This window comes from Vibrio sp. LB10LO1, assembly GCF_010092875.1.
GTDB classification, from domain to species: Bacteria; Pseudomonadota; Gammaproteobacteria; order Enterobacterales; family Vibrionaceae; genus Vibrio; species Vibrio campbellii.
The window spans coordinates 1-20,294 of the sequence record NZ_JAADJW010000054.1; the positions used below are offsets into that span (position 1 = coordinate 1).

Annotated in this window: 24 protein-coding genes; 6 read left to right on the plus strand and 18 right to left on the minus strand. The window is 46.5% G+C overall.

Annotated features, from left to right (window positions below):
* Positions 1-176: 176 nt before the first annotated feature.
* From mltC to mutY, 3 genes are all read right to left on the minus strand, one after another.
* The gene (mltC, locus tag GXP65_RS23500) at positions 177-1,307 is read right to left on the minus strand and encodes a membrane-bound lytic murein transglycosylase MltC (protein ID WP_038863707.1); all 1,131 of its coding nucleotides are present in this window, start codon (positions 1,305-1,307) and stop codon (positions 177-179) included.
* An 86-nt stretch (positions 1,308-1,393) separates the two neighbouring features.
* Positions 1,394-1,666: an oxidative damage protection protein gene (locus GXP65_RS23505; protein ID WP_005425792.1), complete on the minus strand. Its 273-nt coding sequence runs from the start codon at positions 1,664-1,666 to the stop codon at positions 1,394-1,396.
* A 19-nt stretch (positions 1,667-1,685) separates the two neighbouring features.
* Positions 1,686-2,762 carry an A/G-specific adenine glycosylase gene (mutY, locus tag GXP65_RS23510; RefSeq protein WP_005436529.1) on the minus strand — a complete coding sequence of 359 codons (1,077 nt, stop codon included), beginning with the start codon at positions 2,760-2,762 and terminating at the stop codon, positions 1,686-1,688.
* Between the two features lie 203 nt (positions 2,763-2,965).
* Here mutY and trmB point away from each other — a divergent pair, with 203 nt between their 5' ends.
* The 3 genes from trmB to glsB all read left to right on the plus strand — a co-directional run bounded on the left by trmB (position 2,966) and on the right by glsB (position 5,748).
* Positions 2,966-3,685, plus strand: coding sequence for a tRNA (guanosine(46)-N7)-methyltransferase TrmB (trmB, locus tag GXP65_RS23515; RefSeq protein WP_012128949.1), 720 nt, complete (start codon positions 2,966-2,968; stop codon positions 3,683-3,685).
* A gap of 11 nt (positions 3,686-3,696) precedes the next feature.
* Entirely contained in the window at positions 3,697-4,725 is a 1,029-nt protein-coding gene (locus tag GXP65_RS23520) for a DNA methylase (protein WP_162093854.1), read from the plus strand.
* 102 nt (positions 4,726-4,827) lie between these two features.
* A complete protein-coding gene (gene glsB / locus GXP65_RS23525) occupies positions 4,828-5,748 on the plus strand; it encodes a glutaminase B (protein WP_005425799.1) in 921 nt (306 codons plus the stop codon).
* Positions 5,749-5,940: 192 nt separating this feature from the next.
* Here the strand turns inward: glsB and hemW are convergent, their stop codons facing one another.
* The 7 genes from hemW to GXP65_RS23560 form a co-directional block, all read right to left on the minus strand.
* On the minus strand, positions 5,941-7,113 hold the full coding sequence (gene hemW / locus GXP65_RS23530) for a radical SAM family heme chaperone HemW (RefSeq protein ID WP_162093855.1): 1,173 nt from the start codon (positions 7,111-7,113) through the stop codon (positions 5,941-5,943).
* Positions 7,114-7,131: 18 nt separating this feature from the next.
* Positions 7,132-7,734 carry an XTP/dITP diphosphatase gene (locus tag GXP65_RS23535; RefSeq protein ID WP_005436525.1) on the minus strand — a complete coding sequence of 201 codons (603 nt, stop codon included), beginning with the start codon at positions 7,732-7,734 and terminating at the stop codon, positions 7,132-7,134.
* 105 nt (positions 7,735-7,839) lie between these two features.
* Positions 7,840-8,271, minus strand: coding sequence for a DUF4426 domain-containing protein (locus GXP65_RS23540; protein ID WP_005425804.1), 432 nt, complete (start codon positions 8,269-8,271; stop codon positions 7,840-7,842).
* Positions 8,272-8,330: 59 nt separating this feature from the next.
* Positions 8,331-8,621: a DUF167 family protein YggU gene (gene yggU / locus GXP65_RS23545; RefSeq protein WP_162093856.1), complete on the minus strand. Its 291-nt coding sequence runs from the start codon at positions 8,619-8,621 to the stop codon at positions 8,331-8,333.
* Positions 8,621-9,178 (minus strand): YggT family protein, encoded by a 558-nt coding sequence (locus tag GXP65_RS23550; protein ID WP_005425806.1) that lies wholly within the window; start codon positions 9,176-9,178, stop codon positions 8,621-8,623. The genes yggU and GXP65_RS23550 overlap by 1 nt, the downstream gene beginning before the upstream one ends.
* 53 nt (positions 9,179-9,231) lie before the next feature.
* The gene (gene proC, locus GXP65_RS23555; protein ID WP_162093857.1) at positions 9,232-10,050 is read right to left on the minus strand and encodes a pyrroline-5-carboxylate reductase; all 819 of its coding nucleotides are present in this window, start codon (positions 10,048-10,050) and stop codon (positions 9,232-9,234) included.
* 131 nt (positions 10,051-10,181) lie between these two features.
* Positions 10,182-10,892, minus strand: a complete 711-nt coding sequence (locus tag GXP65_RS23560; protein WP_162093858.1) for a YggS family pyridoxal phosphate-dependent enzyme — start codon at positions 10,890-10,892, stop codon at positions 10,182-10,184.
* Between the two features lie 28 nt (positions 10,893-10,920).
* On the opposite strand from GXP65_RS23560, the gene GXP65_RS23565 reads away from it, so the two are divergent.
* Positions 10,921-11,961, plus strand: a complete 1,041-nt coding sequence (locus tag GXP65_RS23565) for a type IV pilus twitching motility protein PilT (protein ID WP_005425810.1) — start codon at positions 10,921-10,923, stop codon at positions 11,959-11,961.
* A 31-nt stretch (positions 11,962-11,992) separates the two neighbouring features.
* Positions 11,993-13,099: a PilT/PilU family type 4a pilus ATPase gene (locus GXP65_RS23570; RefSeq protein ID WP_005425812.1), complete on the plus strand. Its 1,107-nt coding sequence runs from the start codon at positions 11,993-11,995 to the stop codon at positions 13,097-13,099.
* A 61-nt stretch (positions 13,100-13,160) separates the two neighbouring features.
* On the opposite strand, the gene ruvX is transcribed toward GXP65_RS23570, so the two are convergent.
* The 8 genes from ruvX to metK all read right to left on the minus strand — a co-directional run bounded on the left by ruvX (position 13,161) and on the right by metK (position 19,814).
* Positions 13,161-13,586: a Holliday junction resolvase RuvX gene (ruvX, locus tag GXP65_RS23575; RefSeq protein WP_162093859.1), complete on the minus strand. Its 426-nt coding sequence runs from the start codon at positions 13,584-13,586 to the stop codon at positions 13,161-13,163.
* Between the two features lie 47 nt (positions 13,587-13,633).
* Entirely contained in the window at positions 13,634-14,197 is a 564-nt protein-coding gene (locus GXP65_RS23580; RefSeq protein WP_010450344.1) for a YqgE/AlgH family protein, read from the minus strand.
* Between the two features lie 129 nt (positions 14,198-14,326).
* Positions 14,327-15,277 (minus strand): glutathione synthase, encoded by a 951-nt coding sequence (gene gshB, locus GXP65_RS23585; protein ID WP_077200192.1) that lies wholly within the window; start codon positions 15,275-15,277, stop codon positions 14,327-14,329.
* A gap of 14 nt (positions 15,278-15,291) precedes the next feature.
* Positions 15,292-16,023, minus strand: a complete 732-nt coding sequence (gene rsmE / locus GXP65_RS23590; RefSeq protein ID WP_045384524.1) for a 16S rRNA (uracil(1498)-N(3))-methyltransferase — start codon at positions 16,021-16,023, stop codon at positions 15,292-15,294.
* A gap of 146 nt (positions 16,024-16,169) precedes the next feature.
* Positions 16,170-16,865 (minus strand): deoxyribonuclease I, encoded by a 696-nt coding sequence (gene endA, locus GXP65_RS23595; RefSeq protein ID WP_162093860.1) that lies wholly within the window; start codon positions 16,863-16,865, stop codon positions 16,170-16,172.
* A 150-nt stretch (positions 16,866-17,015) separates the two neighbouring features.
* Entirely contained in the window at positions 17,016-17,513 is a 498-nt protein-coding gene (locus GXP65_RS23600) for a SprT family zinc-dependent metalloprotease (protein WP_050909532.1), read from the minus strand.
* 67 nt (positions 17,514-17,580) lie between these two features.
* Positions 17,581-18,378, minus strand: a complete 798-nt coding sequence (locus GXP65_RS23605) for a DUF2189 domain-containing protein (protein WP_045371819.1) — start codon at positions 18,376-18,378, stop codon at positions 17,581-17,583.
* 281 nt (positions 18,379-18,659) lie between these two features.
* Positions 18,660-19,814, minus strand: coding sequence for a methionine adenosyltransferase (metK, locus tag GXP65_RS23610; protein WP_005425833.1), 1,155 nt, complete (start codon positions 19,812-19,814; stop codon positions 18,660-18,662).
* Positions 19,815-20,182: 368 nt separating this feature from the next.
* Between metK and GXP65_RS23615 the strand changes: the two genes are divergently transcribed.
* A partial coding sequence (locus GXP65_RS23615) for a hypothetical protein (protein WP_162093861.1) occupies positions 20,183-20,294 on the plus strand: 112 nt, incomplete at its 3' end.

Sequence of the window (20,294 nt, forward strand, 5' to 3'; positions counted from 1 at the left end):
GAGGCGGAATCGAACCACCGACACGAGGATTTTCAATCCTCTGCTCTACCGACTGAGCTATCCGGGCGACGGAGCGCTATTAAACGGATTTTCCTGCTTTGCGTCAACCACTTTTTTTAAATAATTTCAAAAAAGTGGTTGTTCGAACGCTTTTTATTCAACTGTCGGAAAAAAGTTTACCCTGCGTTAAATTCCTTTTTGAAATTTGTAACTTTTTCTAGGTAACGACGTGCTTCTGCGTTCGGGTGTTTCTTGGTTAGTGCCCAATAAACTTGGTTTGGCTGTAAAGAATTTAAATCTTGCATCGCACGTTTGCGATCAGTTCGATGGAAAGTGTTTAAAACACCACCAGTTCCGCCGTTGTAAGCAGAAATCATGCTGTACTCCAACGAAGTTGGGTGCTGTACATCTTTCAAATAACGGTTTTTAAGGATGTAGAAGTAAGCCGTTCCAGTATCAATGTTGTTTTCTGGATTAAACAAATATTCAGGGCTTGGTTGCCCAGAACGGTTCTTCACCAGCTTGAATACATCACGGCCAGCTGTTTTCGGCACAACCTGCATCAATCCATACGCATTAGCCCAGCTTACTGCGTACGGGTTAAAGCTACTTTCGGTTTTGATGATGGCGTAAATCAAATCTTCAGGGATGTCGTATTTCTTCGAGGCACGACGCACAATGTCTGCGTATTGGTAACTACGCTGTGAGAAGTGGTCTTCTACCATTGGGATTTCAACGTAATACGCTTTCTTAAAGTCGACATCTTTGGTTTTTACTTGATTAGCAATCAAGTAATCGGCAAAGCGATTCGCGCGCCATGACCATTGAATGGGTTTTTTGTCTTGGTCGACAACTTGATTGTAAAGAAAGGGCTGACCTTCCAATTTGATCTCTTTAGAAGAGAACAAGTCGACACTAGCCGGATCATCTGGCGTTAAAAGTGTGGTGATAATGGCGTTCTTAAGGTGTTTTTGTGGCTCTGTTGGAGAAACCGTTTCGATGGTAATCACACCTTTTTGGAAGTCGACTTCTGCACGACTCAAGTAGTTATCGATGTATTTTACGTAATTGCTTTTACCTGCGACTTTCACTTCACGTTGGCCCCAGCGCTTTTTAATGTTGCCAGAGAAGCTGCTGATCAGTGCATCGAGAGCATCGGTGTCTTTTTCAAACTGTCCCGGCAGTTCTGCTAGGTTGTTGGCAAAACGGTTGGTTGGCTCGTAATTGACATCGTAAATTTGCTCGACGAATTCGCGGCTACAACCTGCCATTAAGAGTGCGGTAGCAATAAAGGCAATTTTTTTCATAACTATTGAGATGGCTTTGTGGGCTCTAATATAAAAATGACACCACAAGGTTGGTTGTGATGTCATTGTTTTAAAACAAGTTTGCTTTATTCGCTTGGTGGCGTGTAGCCTTCGATGTGAACATCTTTACCTTCGAACAAGAAATTCACCATTTCAGTCTCAAGTTGTTTGCGATGTTCAGGATCCATCATGTTGAGCTTCTTCTCGTTGATCAACATAGTTTGTTTGTGCTGCCACTGAGCCCAAGCTTCTTTCGAGATATTATCGAAAATACGTTTACCTAGTTCACCTGGGTAAAGTTGAAAGTCTAGACCTTCGCCCTCTTTCTTTAGTCGAGCACAAAAAACAGTGCGGCTCATAATGACTCCTTGCAATTAATTAACGAAGCTCGTGGGGTAGCGCTTCCAGTAAGAGTTTTACTGGGGCTGCCAAACCGACTTCTTCAGGTTTAGATAAGTTATACCAAAGACCTTTGTTACCTTCCATCACCACATTGGGTTGCTTTGACAGGTCAATCAAAATCGGTGTGATATCGAGATGGTAATGGCTGAATGTATGACGAAACGTAATCAGAGTTTCTTGGTGTCTAATATCGTTGGCTTGAATACCACGTTGTTCCAGTAGTAACTCAATATCGCTCTCTACATCAATATGCTCGGTTTGCGGGAAGCAAAATAGCCCGCCCCAAATACCCGTCTGCGGTCTTTGTTCTAGCCACACTTCGTGACTATCGCCATTTTTGTGATGCAGCATAACGAAACGTGTTTGCTTGACCGGCTTGTCTTTTTTCGGCTTCTTACCCGGGTAATCAAGCACATTACCTTGTTTCTTTGCGACACAAAGATCGCTGACTGGACACAAGGTGCATTTAGGCTTGCTGCGGGTACACATCATGGCACCCATATCCATCATGGCTTGATTGTACTTGTCGACGTCTGTTTGTGGCGTGTGCGTTTCTGCGATTTCCCACAATTGATTTTCGACTTTCTTTTGTCCCGGCCATCCATCCACGGCAAAACAGCGTGAAAGTGTGCGCTTTACGTTGCCGTCCAATATCGCATGTGGCTGTTTATAGACGGACGAAAGAACCGCAGCGGCGGTGGAGCGACCAATCCCCGGCAGAGCATTCATCTGCTCTAAGTCTAGAGGAAACTCACCATTGTATTTATGGGCGACCTCTTTTGCGGCTTTATGAAGGTTACGAGCACGAGCGTAATAACCTAAGCCGGTCCAAAGGTGCAGCACTTCATCTTGCTCAGCATTGGCAAGATCGACCACGGTCGGGAAGCGCTCCAAAAAGCGTTGGTAATAAGGGATAACCGTAGTGACCTGAGTTTGCTGAAGCATGATTTCAGACAACCAGACACTATAAGCGGTCTTGTTTTGTTGCCACGGAAGATCTTTTCTTCCATATGCGTCATACCATTCTAAGATGGCACTGGCGAAAGGTGTCACGACTTGCTCTGTATTCTATTATTGGTTAGGAGCAAAATTGCACCACAGATTGTGGTGTAAGTACAACAGATAAACTGTGGGGATATTGTGTCTGGTTTGTTTGCTTTTGGGCTGCCATAGTCCGATAGCTCAACAAATACTTGCACCTAAGTGAATTCTTTGGATAATCCCCGCTTTGATTAATCAATGTGCAGGCAAAATCAATGAGTGAAGTAACCACTAACGAATACAACGAAGACGGTAAAATGATCCGTAAAATCCGCAGTTTCGTGCGTCGCGAAGGTCGTCTAACTAAGGGCCAAGAAAATGCGATGAACGAGTGCTGGCCAACAATGGGTATCGACTACAAAGCAGAACTTCTTGATTGGAAAGAAGTGTTTGGCAACGATAACCCAGTAGTGCTTGAGATCGGCTTTGGTATGGGTGCTTCATTGGTTGAAATGGCAAAGAACGCGCCAGAGAAAAACTTCATCGGTATCGAAGTTCATAGCCCAGGCGTTGGTGCTTGTCTTGCAGATGCTCGCGAAGCCGGTATCACTAACCTACGTGTAATGTGTCACGATGCGGTAGAAGTATTCGAACACATGATCCCAAATGGTAGCCTAGCAACGCTACAACTGTTCTTCCCAGACCCATGGCACAAAAAGCGTCACCACAAGCGTCGTATCGTACAGCTTGAGTTCGCTGAAATGGTTCGTCAGAAGCTTATCCTTAATGAAGGTATCTTCCACATGGCGACAGACTGGGAAAACTACGCTGAGCACATGATTGAAATCATGAACCAAGCACCTGGTTTCGACAACATCGCTGAAGAAGGCGACTTCATTCCTCGTCCAGAAGAGCGTCCACTGACTAAATTTGAAGCTCGCGGTCACCGTCTAGGTCACGGTGTGTGGGATATCAAATTCAAGCGTACTGCTTAAGGAGCCAGTAGATGTACCACTACGCGATATTAGCGAATCCGGGTAATAACCGTATTTACTTTGATAGCGCAATGACGATTGCATGTTCTGAGCTGAAAGCGATTTTGGCGTCGGAAGGTGTTGAAGTAACTGAAATTGGCAACAAAGACGTGGGTCTTCCTGCTGCACTTGTGTTCTCTTGCGAAACCGAACTAAGTGAAGCACAGGCCGGCAAGATTGCTGCGTCATCTATCTACTACGCGCTATTTGAAGTGCGTGAAGATGGCTTATTACGTCCAATTCAGGCGCCTGCATTCAATACTTTCCCTGAGAGCATGAGTCAGATCCTGCGTTACACAGGTAAAACAAACGAGCAGTTTACGCGTTTGATGGTGAACCTAGGCGTCAGTGCTGCCAACACGGGTAGTGCGCAATTGACGCTGATGGATCCTATGTGTGGTAAAGGTACAACACTGTTTGAAGGTTTGATCCACGGCTTGAACGTTGTGGGTGTGGAGATCAACCAGAAATGGGTTCAAGAGATCCAAACCTTCATCGTTAAGTTTATGAAGAACGGTCGCTTTAAGCACAAAGTGAGCAAAGAAAAGCGCACTTCTGGTGGTAAAAAAGTGGCAGATGGCTTCGTGGTTGAGGCAGCTGCGGACAAAGACGATTACAACAAAGGTAATCTTCAAACAATGAAGCTGTACTCAGCAGATACGCGTATTGCAGACCAAGTTGTGAAGAAGAACTCGGTAGATGTGATGGTGTCTGACTTGCCTTACGGCGTGCAGCACGGCAGCAAAAATGCCAAAGACAGCAAACTGAACCGCAGCCCACTAGAGCTTCTAAAAGAGGCTCTGCCTGCATGGAAAGTGGTGCTGAAGAAGCAAGGTTCTGTAGTGCTGTCTTTCAACGAATTTACCTTGAAGTGGAAAGACGTGGCGGCATTATTTGAAGAGCAAGGGTGGAAGGTACTTTCAGAAGAGCCTTACATCGGTTATCTTCACCGTGTTGATCAATCCATCAACCGCAACATCATTGTGGCAATAAAACCATAATCGACTTGAGTCGAATAAATTCCATGGAAAAGCCAACGTCCGCGTTGGCTTTTTTTACCTCTGGGCCCAGCCATTTGGGTTCTTGTGACAAGAAGGTAGAAGATGAAACCTACAGCGCAAATTTTGACAGACATTCTGGCGGAAGTTCGCCCTTTAATTGGCCAAGGCAAAGTGGCCGACTACATTCCCGCATTGGCAAAAGTACCCAATACTAAGCTGGGTATCGCGGTATACACCAATGAAGGTGAAGTGATTAAAGCGGGCGATGCAGAAGAGTCATTTTCGATTCAGTCGATCTCAAAAGCGTTGAGCCTGACTCTGGCAATGTGCTTGTACAAGCAAGAAGAGATCTGGTGTCGTGTAGGTAAAGAGCCTTCTGGTCAGGCGTTTAACTCGATGATCCAGTTAGAGATGGAGCAGGGCATTCCACGTAACCCTTTCATTAACGCCGGTGCTATTGTGGTAGCTGATTTGCTGCAAAGCCGTCTCTCTGCGCCTCGTCAGCGTCTATTGGAATTTGCTCGTCAGCTATCTGGTGACACTCATATCGTGTACGACAAAGTGGTTGCAGCGTCTGAAATGATGCATGGCGACCGCAACGCTGCGATCGCGTACTTGATGCGTTCATTTGGTAACTTCGAGAACGAGGTTATCCCAGTTCTGCAAAACTACTTCCATGCTTGTGCGTTGAAGATGAGCTGTGTCGATCTGGCGAAGACCTTTAGCTACTTAGCCAATAAAGGCACGTCGGTACAAACGGGTAAGCCTGTGGTATCACCAACGCAAACCAAGCAGTTGAATGCATTGCTAGCAACTTGTGGCTTGTACGATGGTGCCGGTGAATTTGCTTACCGCGTTGGTATGCCGGGTAAGTCTGGTGTTGGTGGTGGCATCATCGCTGTCGTACCGGGTGAAATGACGATTGCTGTTTGGTCACCAGAGCTTGATGCATCTGGTAACTCACTCGCTGGTACTAAAGCGCTTGAGTTACTTGCTGAGCGTATTGGTCGTTCGATTTTCTAAGGAAAAGAGACGAGAAGTGAGAACGGACTTCGTCCTTGTGGATTAGGGACTTAGGAACGCTTCGCTTTAGATAAGTGTTGTTACGAATAAATGAAAGGGTTGGCGTTTGAGCGCCAACCCTTTTTGTTTCTATCTAGGTAGATGTAGTCATGGATTTCGTTTCTCGAAGGACCCAGTCCGTTCCCGAATCTCTTATTCCTCTTCCGCCATAAAAGCTTCAAGCAAATCATTCAGGAACAGCTTACCTTTCTCGGTAATTTGCCAGTGAGTCTCGGTTTCACTTAGGTAACCCATCTCTAGCGCCCAATCGATAGTCTCTTGAATCGAGCTCAACGGTAGGCCTGTTGTATCTATGTAGTCTTGTTTCGGGCACGCCTCCATTAAGCGGAAACGGTTCATAAAGAACTCAAACGGACGATCTTCATCAGCCACAAGCTGCTCACTATCCAGATATGGCTTCACCATGTTTTGGTATGCCATCAGATAGCCACGTGGGTGCTTGACCTTAATGGTACGGACGATGCGACCATCAGCAAAGCTCAGCTTACCGTGTGAGCCGCAACCAATGCCAAGGTAGTCACCAAAGCGCCAATAGTTCAGGTTGTGCTGACACTGATAGCCCGGCTTGCTGTAACCTGAAATCTCGTATTGCACGTAACCTGCTGCTGCCAGCTTCTCATGTCCTTGTTCGAAGATATCCCACAAGTCATCATCATCTGGCAGAGTCGGTGGCTTGTAGTAGAACATGGTGTTTGGTTCTATGGTCAGCTGATACCAAGAGAGGTGCGGCGGCGCCAACTCAATCGCTTTATCCAAATCTGCCAAGGCTTGTTCGATGCTTTGATCAGGTAAACCGTGCATGAGATCGAGGTTAAAGCTGTTCAAACCAATTTGGTGCGCCAGCTTCGCTGCATTCACGGCTTCGTCTTGACCGTGAATACGCCCCAAACGCTCAAGCTTCTGTTGCTCAAAGCTTTGCACACCGATAGAGATGCGCGTTACACCAGCCTTGCGGTAGCCAACAAAACGTTCAGCTTCAATGGTGCCTGGGTTGGCTTCCATGGTGATTTCGATTTCAGGCTTGAACGGAATACGCGCTTCAATACCTTTAAGTAGACGCTCGATGCCTTCTGCCGAAATCAAACTCGGCGTACCACCACCAATGAAGATTGAATGCAGTGGACGTGGCGCTTCGTTAAGACGGTATTTCTCAATGTCGGTATCCAAATCTTCAAGAAGGGCATTGATGTACTCTTCTTCTGGGATCTCGGCTTTGAGCGCGTGAGAGTTAAAGTCGCAATACGGGCATTTTTGTACACACCACGGGATGTGTACATACAAGCTCAGTGCAGGGGGCGTTAACATGGTCTAATTCGCTCGTGATTACTGAGACACTTGCTCAGATAGTTGAGCAAACAACGACTTGAGTGCTTTACCGCGGTGAGACAGTTGTTTTTTACGTGCTGGCTCCAGTTCGGCTGACGCGCAGTTGTCTTCAGGTACGAAGAAGATTGGGTCGTAGCCAAAGCCATTTTCACCGTGTGCTTCAGTTAGAATGCGACCTTCCCACTTGCCGTGACAAACGATAGGAGTTGGATCGTTCTCGTGACGCATCAAAACCAATACGCAGTGGAAGCGAGCGGTGCGCTCTGCTTCTGGTACGCCTTCCATTGCTTTCAGCAGCTTCTCTAGGTTCTCTTGGTCAGAGGCCTTTTCACCTGCATAGCGTGCAGAGTAAATGCCCGGAGCGCCTTTCAAGAAATCGACTTCTAAGCCTGAGTCGTCCGCAATCGCAGGAAGCCCCGTTTCTTGTGCTGCATGACGAGCTTTGATGATCGCGTTTTCAATGAAAGTGGTGCCAGTTTCTGCTACTTCAGATACGTTGAATTCACTTTGCGCCAATACTTCAAAACCGAAGTCAGACAGCAGATCTGCCATCTCACGAACTTTGCCTTGGTTGCCTGTTGCTAGCACTATCTTTTTCATGGTCGTCTCTTTCTGTAGCGATAAAGGGAGAACGCAGTGTTCTCCCTGATTAAATTAGTTCTAGGGTTATGATGTTCTAAAAGCTTTTAGATCATCACAACCCAATTACTCTTCGACATAAAATTTCTGGGTGAATTTAAGCTTACCTGAGCCTTTGTTTCCAGCTTTAACGTCAATATCGAAGGTAAAAGTTTCTTCGTTAGTGATACCGAGCTCTGCTAGGTAGTAAATCGCATCGCCTTCTTTCACTTCACGGAAGGTGAGCTTTTGCGTTTGACCGATAAGGTTCTTCGCCTGACCACTGATTTTAGCTTCAACGGCTGGCTTACCCAGAGAGGCACTATCGAGCACGCTGATGTTCAGTACTGCATTGTAGCCATTACGCTTGATGTCGTAGCTACGGGCGATCTTGGGAGTTAAAAAGGTTGAGTTAAACGCGATGTAGTGGACCTCGATGTCTTTCATTGTTTTGAACTGACCTGCCATGCTTGGTAAAGACAACAGGCTGATCAGTAGGGCGGTAATCCATTTGCTCATTATCACTTCCTCGAATCGGACGCTTTATTATTGGTACGAATTTCGTAAATAAAAAGCCATCAAATGATGGCTTTAATTTCTGTAGGTATTTGCACTGGGGATTCTATCCGAATTTGTTTATGACGTCCCAGTTCACCTTTTTCTATGTGAACCAAACCTTTAGCAACTTTAAATTGTTTGGCTAAAAACTTGGTTAAGTGCGCATTCGCTTTACCATCGACAGGCGGCGCGGTGATGGCAATTTTGAGCTCTTCACCATGCAAGCCGACGATCTTGTCGCGGCTTGCTTTTGGTTGGATGTAGAGCCGAAGCACCACATCCTCGCCATCACGCCAAACTGCTTCTGACATTATAGTTGATACCAGATAGGACCAATCATGTCGCCCATTAGGAAGTTAGCGAATTGTAGGCCGATGAACAACACAAGCACGCTTAAATCGAAGCCACCCATTGCAGGGATGATGCGGCGGATTGGTGCTAGCATTGGTTCAGTTAGTTGATGGAATACGTATTCGATAGGGCTGCGACCTTGGCTAACCCAGCTCAGGATTGCGCGGATCAATAGTACCCAGAACAACAAGCCGCCAGCGGCTTTAATCAGAGACAATAAGCCTAGGAATAGGAAATCCATGCTGAATGAAACTGACCCGCTAGAAGCGATCAGGATCAGCGCAACAAACTTAAGCACACACAGTACGTAAGCGAACAGTACCGTCGCTAGGTCGATGCTGCCGATGGATGGGATCACGCGGCGCAGTGGACCCACAACCGGTTGAGTCGCTTTGACGATGAACTGCGAGAATGGGTTGTAGAAATCTGCACGAGCAGCTTGCAACCATATACGCAAAATGACGACCATGATGTACAGGTCAAATAGGGTTGAGATGAGAAAACTCATTGAATTCATAAGGTACCCTTAACAAGTAAGTGAGTGACACAGAGTGGGTATCACTCAAGTCATTAAAACAGTTTTTCCATTTCTTCAGCGCGAGCAACCGCAGCTTGCATTGCTTTCGCCACAATATCAGACAGTTGGTGCTCGTTGAACGTACGTAGTGCTTCTGCCGTTGTGCCACCTTTTGATGTGACGTTCTCGCGCAGTGTAGAAAGCTCAGTTTGTGGGTTTTCTACCACCATACTTGCTGCACCAAGTGCGGATTGTTGAACTAACGTGCGAGCAGTGTCTTTATCGAAACCTTGAGCAACCGCTTCCGCTTGCATCGCTTCCATAAACAGGAAGAAGTAAGCCGGTGCGCTGCCTGCCGCTGCAATCACATTGTTGATTCCAGATTCTTGTTCAACCCAGCATACCTTACCGCAGGCTTGCATTAGCTCTGCCGCGAAGGCTTTATCTTGTTCTTGCACATGTTCTGGCGCGTAAAGACCACTCATGCCCAAACCAAGTTGCGATGGTGTATTTGGCATCACGCGAACCAAGTTGAGCTTAGTCGCTAGCATGTCATCCAAGCGTGAACAGTTGATGCCAGCCGCAATAGAGATAACCAGTTTATTGCTGAAGTCTATAGATTGCAGTGGTTTACACACTTCTTCCATCATTTGTGGCTTCACAGACAATACCACAACATCCGCTTCTGTCGCGGCTGCGATGTTATCGCTGGTGGTACGGATACCAAAGTTTTGCTCAAGAGGTTGGCGACGTGTCTCCGATGGGGCGGTCGCAACGATGTTCTGTGCTGGGTAGCCATTTGCTACGAGACCAGAAACAATCGCACGCACCATGTTTCCCGCGCCGATAAAGGCAATCTTTTTATGTTCCATATGTCTGATTTCCAAATATAAATTCTTACAATTTGTTGTGCGCTCAGGTGTATAATTGCACCACTTTGCTCTGAGTGCCGAAATAGAAGGCACTCAGACTCAAATTCGCAGTGTCTAACAACGAGTCGCTTTTATTGCTGTTTGCTGTAGTCGCGCGCGCCAAAAATCGCTGTGCCAATTCGCACCATAGTGCTACCTGCTTCGATTGCCGCATCCATGTCTCCGCTCATACCCATGGATAGCGTGTCGACATCCGGGTACTGCTGGGCTAGCTTTTGCTTTAGCTCTTCAAGTTGCTTAAATGCGCGAAGTTGCGATTCGTAATCTGGCACGTTGGCAGGAATCGACATCAACCCTCTTAACGTGAGGTTTGGAAGGCGAGAAATCAACTCAGCCAGTTCGAATATTTCTGCATCAGCAACGCCAGATTTTGACTCTTCACCACTGGTGTTAACTTGAATCAGAACTTGCAGTGGTTTTAGCTCCCTTGGACGCTGGTCATTGAGGCGTTGAGCGATCTTAGCGCGATCAATGGTGTGAACCCAATCGAAATGTTCAGCAACAGGGCGTGATTTATTGGATTGAATTGGACCAATGAAGTGCCATTCGATTCGATTATCTGGATAATGCTCGGCAAAGTGCTGAACTTTACTGACGCCCTCTTGGACGTAGTTTTCACCAAACGCCTCTTGGCCAGCTTGGTAAGCTTCGAGAATTGCCTCGACAGGTTTAGTTTTGCTTACTGCTAGAAGTTGCACTGACTCTGGAGCACGACCGCATTTTTGTTCGTCGTGTCGAATTTGAGAGGTGATATGTTCAATGTTTTGTTGAATACTACTCATAGCTGTACTTTAGACTTAAGGATTTTAAATGGATATCACTGAGTTACTGGATTTTAGTGTAAAACATAATGCTTCGGATCTACATCTTTCTGCAGGTGTACCACCAATGGTTCGTATTGATGGTGATGTAAGAAAGCTGGGCATTCCAGCGTTTACACACCAAGAAGTGCATCGTTTGGTTTTTGAAATCATGAACGATGCGCAGCGCAGTGAGTTCGAAGAAAAACTCGAAGTCGATTTTTCATTTGAATTGCATAACGTTGGCCGTTTTCGCGTCAACGCTTTCAACCAATCTCGCGGTTGTGCGGCTGTGTTCCGTACCATCCCAAGTAGCATTCCAACACTGGAAGAGCTAGAAGCCCCAGAGATCTTCAGAAAGATTGCCAATGCTGAAAAAGGGCTGGTATTGGTTACCGGTCCAACGGGTTCTGGTAAATCGACTACCTTGGCAGCCATTGTTGACTACATTAACCGTAATCACAATAAGCACGTCCTAACAATTGAAGATCCGATTGAATTTGTTCACACCAACAATAAGTGTCTGATCAACCAACGTGAAGTACACCGTGATACACACAGCTTCCAAAACGCACTGCGCAGCGCATTACGTGAAGACCCGGATGTGATTCTAGTTGGTGAGATGCGTGATAAAGAAACCATCAGTTTGGCGCTGACGGCTGCTGAAACGGGTCACCTTGTTTTCGGTACGCTGCACACTAGCTCAGCAGCGAAAACCATCGACCGTATTATCGACGTATTCCCAGGTAGTGACAAAGACATGGTGCGTTCGATGCTGTCGGAGTCGCTGCGTTCGGTTATTGCACAAAAACTGTTAAAACGTAATGGTGGTGGTCGTATTGCTTGTCATGAAATCATGATGGCGACACCTGCGATCCGTAACCTTATTCGTGAAGACAAAGTCGCGCAGATGTATTCGATCATTCAGACCGGTGCGGCGCATGGTATGCAGACCATGGAGCAGAATGCTCGTCAATTGATGGCGCAAGGCATGGTATCGCGTGAAGAAGTGGATAAGAAAGTTGAAATTGAAGCGCAGCAATTCTCGTAACGAATTACTCAGGAAATAGCGAATACGGACGATGGATCTGAATAAATTTCTCGAAGGCATGTTGGCGTTAAAAGCGTCGGATCTCTACATCACTGTCGGTGCTCCGATTTTGTTTCGTGTGGATGGTGAATTGCGCCCGCAAGGCGATAAGCTGACTGAAAATGATGTCGCCTTGTTACTTGACAGTGCAATGGAACCAGAGCGACGCCAGGAGTTTCGTAAAAGCCGTGAGTCTAACTTTGCCATTGTCCGTGATTGTGGTCGTTTCCGTGTCAGTGCCTTTTTCCAACGTGAATTACCGGGAGCCGTTATTCGTCGTATTGAAACCAATATTCCGACGTTTGAGCAACTTAAGTTACCTTTGGTACTGCAAGATCTTGCTATTGCCAAGCGTGGTTTAGTGCTGGTGGTTGGTGCCACTGGTTCTGGTAAGTCGACCACTATGGCGGCGATGACGGGTTATCGCAACAACAACAAAACGGGTCATATCCTGACGGTAGAAGACCCGATTGAATTTGTGCACGAACATAAGCGTTGCATCGTGACACAGCGTGAAGTTGGCCTAGACACCGACAGCTATGAAGTGGCGTTGAAAAACTCGTTACGTCAGGCGCCAGACATGATTTTGATTGGTGAGATCCGTAGCCGAGAAACGATGGAATACGCGATGACCTTTGCTGAGACTGGTCACTTGTGTATGGCGACACTGCACGCCAACAACGCAAACCAAGCGCTGGAGCGTATTTTGCACCTAGTGCCGAAAGATCAGAAAGATCAGTTCTTATTTGATCTGTCGATGAACTTAAAAGGTGTGGTGGGTCAGCAGTTGATCCGTGATAAGAACGGTCAGGGGCGTCATGGCGTGTTTGAGATCTTATTAAACAGTCCACGTGTTTCTGATCTGATCCGTCGAGGTGACCTGCATGAATTGAAATCGACCATGGCTCGCTCTAACGAGTTCGGGATGTTGACCTTCGACCAATCGCTCTACAAGTTGGTGATGCAAGGTAAGATCAGCGAAGAGGATGCATTGCACAGTGCAGATTCAGCCAACGATCTACGTTTAATGTTGAAGACGCAACGTGGTGAAGCCTTCTCTACAGGCACGCTGGCGAATGTTAAGATCGATATGGATTAATCTATTCCAGAAACGAAAAAGGTTGGCAGAAGCCAACCTTTTTTATTTGCGCCTGAAATGTCTACTCACCCCAAAGGCTTTCAAACCAGCTCTCAAGAATTACTACCGCGGATTGGCAGTCGATATTGCCTTTTGATAGCGCCTTGTAGCCACCCATACTGAACAGTTCTGCACGTGCTTCTGCCGTTGATAGGCGTTCATCATGCAATTCAACGGGTAAACCGTAACGACCGTGCAGACGGTTGGCGAACTTCTTCGCTCGCGGCGTGATGGTCTCTAGGTCTTTACCATGTAAGTCTGTCGGCAAACCCACCAATAATAGGTCTGGTTGCCACTCTTTAATTTGTTTCTCGATATCATCCCAGTTTGGAATGCCGTCATTCGCTTTGAATGCTTTTAGCGGTGAGGCTGTACCTGTGACTTCTTGCCCGATGGCACTACCAATGCTCTTGGTACCGAAATCGAAGGCCATGATTGTACGTGACATAAGGAGTCTCAAATCTAAATAAATGAAAGTAGTGGTTGTGTACGCCTTTAAGCGTGGCCAGCATCCGCGGACAGTTGACTCGGATCGATGCCAAGCTTTTCGACTGCTTTTTTCCAGCGATCGATAATCGGTGTATCGAAAATGATCTCTGGTGTTGCTTCGATGGTCAGCCAAGAGTTCTCAGCCAGCTCGGTTTCTAATTGACCCGCACTCCAGCCTGAATATCCCAGTGCTACTAAATAATCACTTGGTTCAGCCTCTGTCCCTAGTACTGACAAGATGTCTTTAGACGTAGTCACCGCCAGTTCGTCGGTCATTTGAATGCTTGATTCGTAGTAGTCTTTTGGTTTGTGCAGGATAAAACCACGATCTTCAGAAACGGGACCGCCGTTGTATACCGGTCTATCCAAGCTTGCTTCAAACAGTCGAGGGTGCACAGGTTGCACTTCGACTTGATTGAGCATGCTGCCTACTGTGATGTCGACAGGAGCGTTGATCATCAACCCCATAGCGCCTTCTTCGTTATGTTCACAGACGTAGATAACGCTATTCTGGAAGTAGGGATCTTTCATTCCCGGCATGGCAACTAAGAAATGGTTTGTGAGGTTCATTCTCATCTCGACCTTATAAGGCTATTAAAAACACTTAAGCAAACATCAAGCTTTTACCCCTGCGGGTATGTGCATGAGTTTGCTTAAGTTAATCCACAACGCTCTTTATTAACTGTAATACAGTTTGAGTTATTCGCCTTTTACACGACGCTCAATCGCGTCCATTAGCTTGCCTGTGATAGAAATATCAAAAGCAGCTTCAATTTCACGAATACAGGTTGGGCTGGTTACGTTGATTTCTGTTAGCTTGTCGCCAATCACGTCAAGACCCACAAAGATAAGGCCTTTTTCTTTTAGTGTTGGTGCCACCGTTTGAGCGATCTTCATATCAGTTTCACTTAGTGGACGAGCTTCACCCGTGCCGCCAGCCGCTAGGTTGCCACGCGTTTCACCTTTTGCTGGGATACGAGCAAGGCAGTAAGGCATTGGCTCACCATCAACTACTAGGATGCGCTTGTCACCGTTGCTAATGTCTGGCACGAAGGTTTGCGCCATTGCGTAGTTTTGGCCGTGGTTCGTCAACGTCTCAATGATCACTGATACGTTTGGATCGTTCTCTTTTACACGGAAGATAGATGCGCCGCCCATACCATCAAGTGGCTTTAGGATCACATCGCCATGCTCTTCACGGAAAGCTTTAATCTTCTCTGCTTTACGCGTCACGATAGTGGTTGGCGTTAGCTCTGGGAACCAAGCTGTGAACAGTTTCTCGTTACAGTCGCGTAGGCTTTGTGGCTTATTCACGATCAGTGCGCCTTGCTCTTCAGCACGCTCAAGGATGTAAGTTGCGTAGATGTACTCAGTGTCGAACGGAGGATCTTTACGCATTAGTACAGCATCAAGCTCAGACAGTTCGATAGTCTGCTCTGATTTGAATTCATACCAGCCGTTTGGATCTTCTTTAAGCTCAACCACTTTAGTGTCTGCGATTGCTTTACCTTGGTCTAGGTGCAGATCGTTCATTTCCATGTAGTGGATTTCGTAGCCGCGGCGTTGCGCTTCAAGCATCATGGCAAAGCTAGAGTCTTTTTTGATGTTAATGGACGAGATTGGGTCCATTACGATACCGAGTTTGATCATTATTTTTCTCCGTTTTAACCAAGATCGCCGAAACGAACTTGTAAAGCTGTAATTGCTGTCAGAGCCGCTGTTTCGGTGCGCAAAACGCGAGGACCGAGTAGCGTCTCTTCAAATTGGTATTCGCGAGTCATGTCGATTTCGTCAGAGGATAGACCGCCTTCAGGGCCGATCAATAGACGAACTTTTTCAACAGGTGTTGGCAGGGTGTTGATCGAGTATTTCGCGCGTGGATGAAGGTTTAGTTTCAAGCCGTCGTACTCTTCTTGGCACCACTCTTCTAGGCTCATGATAGGGCGAATTTCAGGTACTACGTTGCGACCACACTGTTCACACGCACTGATCGCAATCTTTTGCCACTGAGCCAGTTTTTTCTCAAAACGTTTTTGGTCTAGCTTCACACCACAACGTTCAGAGATCAGCGGTGTAATCGTATTAACGCCAAGTTCTACGGATTTTTGGATGGTGAATTCCATCTTGTCGCCACGCGAAATGACCTGACCAAGATGAAGGTCAAGTGGTGACTCAATGTCGCTCTCTACGCGTTCAGAGATCTCAACCATCACATTCTTTTTGCTGACTTCACTGATGACTGCTGGGAATTCTGCACCGCTGCCGTCAAACAGTAGGACTTCTTGCCCTTCTTTCATGCGCAGCACGCGACCAATATGGCCGGCTGCATCGTCGCTCAGAGCAATGACGCCAAGTTGTTGAATGGTTTCTGGATGATAAATTCGAGGGATACGCATAGTGTTTCGATTTCCTGCATACGCGAGTGTTTAGACACTAACATGGATGCTTTCCACCGAAAAAACAAGGGGCAAGAGGCGTTTCCATTGCAGTAAATGATAACGCCTCAAACTACGAAGGTGTATCGCGGTAATCGCAGGAAGAATTACAGTGCGCGACAAGCCTCTTGAACGAATGGGTTGTGGTTGCCTTGAATCTTAGCAATGCGCTCATCACGCTCACATTCCCACTTGTTTACAGGGTAGGATTTGTTCCAAGCACTCATTAATTGAGTTTGTTGCTTAGACAGTTTGAAGCCGTACTCTTTACTCATGTAGAGGTAAGTACGCGCAATTGAACCACGCGCGCGATCGGGCGGCATGACTTTACGCTGCTTAAAGTTAACTTGCATTTCACAACGACCGTAGCTGACGCCGTCCATACCGTTCCACTGGCTGAAGTTGTAGTTCGAACGGTCACCGTTTACCTCACCAATGGCTGGAGTCAGGTTGTGGAGATCGGCTTCCATAGATTTGAAGACATTGTCGTTTCTTGTGCAGTTTTTGCGCCCACCATTTTGCCAACATTGACGCTGGTGGCCGAATTGCCAAGCGGGGACAACGTGTTCCCATTCTATGCGCGATGCGCGTTTTTCTTGTTTACGCACTTGGTAGCCGCATGAAGCAAGGTCGGGTATGCCTTTCTTACCTTGCCATTTGATGTCACAACCACAGTAGAAGCTGGTTGGGTGATCGGCGTATATTTTTACCGCTTCACGCTTAGCCGCAGAGAAAGAGCTTGGAGGCGCAGCAATTGCCGCACTAGAAAGCGCAAGTAGGAATAAAGAGAACAGGTATTTCATGATTAAAGTCTTTATAAAGTATGACTTTATTCATTCTAACACGCACAAATGGGCTTTAGTGGTGAGTAAATAAACAATAACGGGTAAAAAGAGAGACTTTGAGAGCGAATGTCTCTCTTTCTGGAATGAAAAAGTGGGAAATTTGGGGTTTTAGGAGAGCTGAGTGCCTGTAAAGCTCAGCGGTTGGCGGCATTTCTGGCATGAGTATACCGCTTCTTTGCGAAGAACTTTGTTATGGCGACGAATGGACAACGGATAAGTCATACAACCACAGCGGTATTCAAAGGTTTTACCTTGTACAGAGGCAACATCGAAACTGTGCGTTGTCTTAGCTGGAACTTTGAACACGGCTTCCATAACGCCTTGCCACTCTTTTCCGTGCGGGCGAACTCGACCGTAAACTTGATAAGTAATGAGATGCGCGACTTCGTGTGGGATTACTTCTTTGAGAAACGCTTGAGGATTTTCTTTAAAGAGCTTTGGGTTCAAGCGAATTTCATTCAGCTGTAAATAGGCTTTGCCAGCGGCTTTGCCACGTACATTGAAAGTCAGAGATGGGATTGGAAAAGAACGTTTGAAGGCTTGTTCTGCCATCGCGATGCAATTTGCCATCACCTGTTTGGCTTTGTAGCTCAGCTCTATATCCACGATTTACCCCGTTTACCCAATAAAAAAGCCCCCGCGTTTGCGAGGGCTGGATCATAGCATCAGTTTTCTAAGGCGTGTGTTTTTTCTTAATCGTCGCGTGGTAAGCATGCCATGTACCATAGCCTAGGATTGGCATGGTGAAGAGCATACCAATACCGTACGTCGCAAAGCCGATTAAGATACCGCCACAAATAATGGCAGCCCATACAATCATCGCTGGAATGTTGGATTTTACCGCGTTAAAGCTGGTGAAAACGGCGGTCATCATATCAACGCGGCGCTCCATCATCAGCGGGATGGAGAAAGCAGAAATGCTGAAGACCACACAAGCCAAGACAAAACCAACGAGTGAACCGATCACTAAGAAAGGTAAGAATTCGGTCAGCGGAGCACCTTGTACAGAAGGGTATAGCGCATGAAGCAGTGCAGCAATTCGCATCCAGAAAATCATACACACTGCGAGCAATACGGCGAATGCCCATTGAGAGGTCGAGTTACGCCCAATGGCTTTCATTGAGTGGAACAAGCTTGGTTTGTGCCCACGCTCTCTTTCCCAGCTTGCGTCATATAAGCCAAGTGCTAGAAATGGACCGATCAGCATGTAAACAATCAAGCTCGGCATTACGACAAGGTGCGTGCCTTGCCATTGAACCAGAAGCACGATACCAATCGCAGCGGCCATGAAGCAGATGCCGTAAAAGGCACTAATAATAGGCATGCGAACGAAGTCGTGCAGACCCAGTGCGAGCCAATGAAAGGGTGCAGAAAGATTCACAGTGTTGCATGGAATGGTTCTGGCGTATTCGTTATCTGGGACTTCCTTTCGTTTATTTTGGAAGTCGGATGGATTCACGGTACGAGGCATAACTCCTCCTTGATTTAGTCCCACGGTGGCACCTAGGCCATAAAAGATGTTCGGCTGACGTTTTTCATGACTCTTTTAGCCACGTGAGCCTGCATCATATTTCTTTACGTTATATGCATCGAAAAGTGCATTTAACATTATGTTAACTATTGGCGGAGATGAGGCAATTTACAAATAATTGCTGAATTTTTGTTCATAGAACAAATAAGGGAGAAGAGGAAGGGGAGAAACAAAAAGCCCCCGCCAGAGGCGAGGGCTTTATCGATTCTTGCGTGGCTCGATTACTTGATGCCAGCGAAGTCACGTAGAAGTTCAGCTTTATCAGTCGCTTCCCATGGGAATTCTTCGCGACCGAAGTGACCGTATGCTGCTGTCTGCTTGTAGATTGGTTGCAGCAGGTTAAGCATTTCTTGTAGACCATATGGACGTAGGTCGAAGAATTGGCGAACTGCTTCAATGATGATGTCGTGTGATACTTTCTCAGTACCAAACGTTTCAACCATGATAGACGTTGGATCAGCAACACCGATTGCGTAAGAAAGTTGGATTTCACAACGGTCAGCCATGCCAGCTGCTACGATGTTTTTCGCTACGTAACGTGCTGCGTAAGCTGCTGAGCGGTCTACTTTCGATGGATCTTTACCAGAGAATGCACCGCCACCGTGACGAGCTGCACCGCCGTAAGTATCTACGATGATTTTACGACCAGTTAGACCACAGTCACCCATTGGGCCACCGATAACAAAACGACCGGTTGGGTTGATGAAGAAGTTCGTGTCTTTAGTGATCCACTCTGAAGGCAATACTGGCTTGATGATCTCTTCCATTACAGCTTCACGTAGGTCAGGTGTTGTTACTGAATCGCAGTGCTGAGTTGAAAGAACAACTGCATCGATACCAACAATCTTACCTTGGTCGTATTGGAACGTTACTTGAGATTTCGCATCTGGGCGAAGGAAATCTAGTTTACCGCTCTTACGAACTTCAGCTTGTTTTTGAACAAGACGGTGAGAGTAAGTAATTGGAGCTGGCATTAGGATTTCAGTTTCGTTCGTTGCGTAACCAAACATGATGCCTTGGTCGCCCGCACCTTGCTCTTTAGGGTCTGCTTTATCAACACCTTGGTTGATGTCTGGAGACTGCTTACCGATGGTGTTTAGAACCGCACACGAGTTCGCATCAAAGCCCATATCAGAGTGAACGTAACCAATTTCACGAACAGTTTCACGAGTGATTTCTTCGATATCAACCCATGCTGAAGTCGTTACTTCACCACCAACCATAACCATGCCGGTTTTAACGTAAGTCTCACAAGCAACACGTGCTTTTGGGTCTTGCTCAAGAATTGCATCAAGAACTGCGTCAGAGATTTGGTCTGCGATTTTATCTGGATGACCTTCTGATACCGACTCAGAAGTGAACAGGTGCTTAGCCATGATAGCTCCAATCTTAAGGTTTACTCATGGCTAACTAACGCAAGCTTGCCACGAAAAATACAATACAGTTTGTAGGTGTTTCTACATCTAGACGTCTATTTTAATTTCCCACGGTCGAATTACAAGCTCTTTTTCTATTTGAATTCGTCTAGCTTATTACCCAATCGTTTGCTTTTGATGGGGTGAATTTTTAATAAATTGTCCATTAAGTGCGAAAAGATTGAGTTAAAACCTCAAAAATGGTGAGTAAAACGTTTGCAGTCAGATTTTGGCTTTGAGAGAATGTTGCCCGCACTTTTATACCCAGTACTCTTGGTTAACGTGCCCACATTCCTTTATCAATTCGCTTAATGCACTCAGGAGCAGACATGTCTTCTCGTAACGTTCTTTCAAACAAAGAGCTCGCAAATGCAATCCGCGCTCTTAGCATGGATGGTGTTCAACAAGCTAACTCTGGTCACCCAGGTGCACCTATGGGTA